The organism is Flammeovirga agarivorans, assembly GCF_012641475.1.
GTDB classification, from domain to species: Bacteria; Bacteroidota; Bacteroidia; order Cytophagales; family Flammeovirgaceae; genus Flammeovirga; species Flammeovirga agarivorans.
Map to the genome: position 1 here is coordinate 1 of NZ_JABAIL010000151.1, position 502 is coordinate 502.

Here is a 502-nt window from a genome sequence, read left to right on the forward strand (position 1 = left end):
TATTCCCTTTGTACTCGTGTACTGGTACAGTGCGTCATGCTCAACGTGAGCGAAGTATTTTCGACTGGAGAAATCGGTAAATGGCGACACTAACCACTACGGCAACCCGTCCGTCTCTGTTTGGCGGCGTGGTGATTATCGGCGGCACGATTATCGGCGCGGGCATGTTCTCGCTGCCGGTGGTGATGTCCGGCGCGTGGTTTTTCTGGTCGCTGGCGGCGCTGGTCTTCACCTGGTTCTGCATGCTGCACTCCGGTTTGATGATCCTCGAGGCCAATCTTAACTACCGCATCGGCTCCAGCTTCGACACCATTACCAAAGACCTGCTCGGCAAGGGCTGGAACCTGGTGAACGGTGTATCAATCGCCTTTGTGCTCTATATCCTGACCTACGCCTATATTTCGGCGAGCGGTTCGATCCTCCACCACACCTTCAGTGAACTGTCGCTGAAGGTGCCGGCGCGCGCGGCGGGCTTCGGCTTTGCGCTGCTGGTGGCGTTTGT

At 57.0% G+C, this 502-nt stretch carries 1 protein-coding gene; it reads left to right on the forward strand.

Translation table 11 applies throughout. The features are described 5' to 3' along the window. Nucleotides 1-80: 80 nt before the first annotated feature. The coding region (locus HGP29_RS28710; RefSeq protein ID WP_211093495.1) for an aromatic amino acid transport family protein at nt 81-502 on the forward strand (422 nt) is incomplete at its 3' end.